The organism is Zhongshania sp., assembly GCF_041584495.1.
Classification (GTDB): Bacteria; Pseudomonadota; Gammaproteobacteria; order Pseudomonadales; family Spongiibacteraceae; genus Spongiibacter.
In genome coordinates this window covers 1-1,144 of sequence record NZ_JBFHDY010000313.1, presented here as the reverse complement: position 1 = coordinate 1,144, position 1,144 = coordinate 1, and the positions used below count along the sequence as shown (strand labels likewise).

1 protein-coding gene and 1 pseudogene are annotated in these 1,144 nt (G+C 52.6%); one reads left to right on the top strand and one right to left on the bottom strand.

Annotation, left to right across the window (positions count from 1 at the left end; genetic code table 11):
• A pseudogene (locus tag ABYP33_RS19460) lies at positions 1-190 on the top strand (GNAT family N-acetyltransferase); the annotation flags it as partial.
• Between the two features lie 188 nt (positions 191-378).
• On the opposite strand, the gene ABYP33_RS19455 reads toward ABYP33_RS19460, so the two are convergent.
• The gene (locus tag ABYP33_RS19455; RefSeq protein ID WP_373093039.1) at positions 379-1,122 is read right to left on the bottom strand and encodes an alpha/beta fold hydrolase; all 744 of its coding nucleotides are present in this window, start codon (positions 1,120-1,122) and stop codon (positions 379-381) included.
• Positions 1,123-1,144 lie beyond the last annotated feature (22 nt).

Here is a 1,144-nt window from a genome sequence, read left to right as displayed (position 1 = left end):
GCCGACGCTTTATAAGCAGTATACCGAACTCTGTGAACCGGGCGGTGTTAGCTTCGCCGCATTTAATGTTGACCCAGACTTTGCCGATTGTATTGATGGTTTGGTGCTGGTGGATCTTAGCAAAATGAAAGCGGCGCGGCGCAAGCGGTATTTAGGGGGCGAGGTCGAGTGTCGGACGTCTGATGTCTGACGTGGGGTAAAACCACCGGAAGGATCGTTGTGTGCGGATTACTGCTAAAGTAAATCTTTTTAAATGTCATGGCAAACTCGAGCCACGTCCGATGTCAGCTACGAGCGTTGACGTCAGGCTTCCGACACCCGACGTCTAACGTCAGACATCCGGCGTGCATTTAAGCGTCTCCCATCTCCCGTCCAGGATTAAGCATTTCTCTTAAACACCTCAATCAACCACGCCGGATCATCAATCGGTAAATCGTGTCCAGCGTGGTCATGGATTACCAGCGGCCAGTTGTACTTTTTCGCCAGCCACGCGCTGCATTGATAAGAAACCATGCGGTCGGCACGGCTGCTGATAAGGAGTTGTGAGACGCCGGGCAATTTGGAGGGTGCGCGATAGCGGGCGGCAGCGAATAATTGCCGCAGAACATTTATTTTCTTTATTGCTTGGGCAGTGCTGATTTTATACCAAGCTTGTAATAACGCGGGATCATTTGCGCGATGATTGCTGACCATTTTTAAGGCAGCCCGTTCTCGCTGGTGTTCATCGGGGGCCAGCAATGCGCTGAGAGCGGTTGGCAGTGCCGTAAATTTTAAACGCTGAAATAGTGGGCAGTCGCCGGTACTGGTGTTAATAAAGATAATTTTGGCAATTTGCTCCGGTGTAGTGGCCAGCCAGTCTAGGGCAACCATACCGCCGAGAGACAGCGCAACCACGCCGAATGGGGTGTTGGCTTTTAGTGGCTCGGGGAGTCGCTGCTGTAGGTCGTGGCGAATTGCGCTGATTTGTGTGGGTGATGGGCGCTGGTGTTCACTGCCAAAGCCTGGGAGGTCGAGGCAGTGGCAATGCCAGCCGAGCTGCGCTTCGCAGCGCTGAATAAAGTCGCCCCAATGTCCTTGTTCTCGACCAAGGCCACGCAAAAAGAGCCAGTGTTTGATGTTCATATATTATAGCTGCCGATACCAG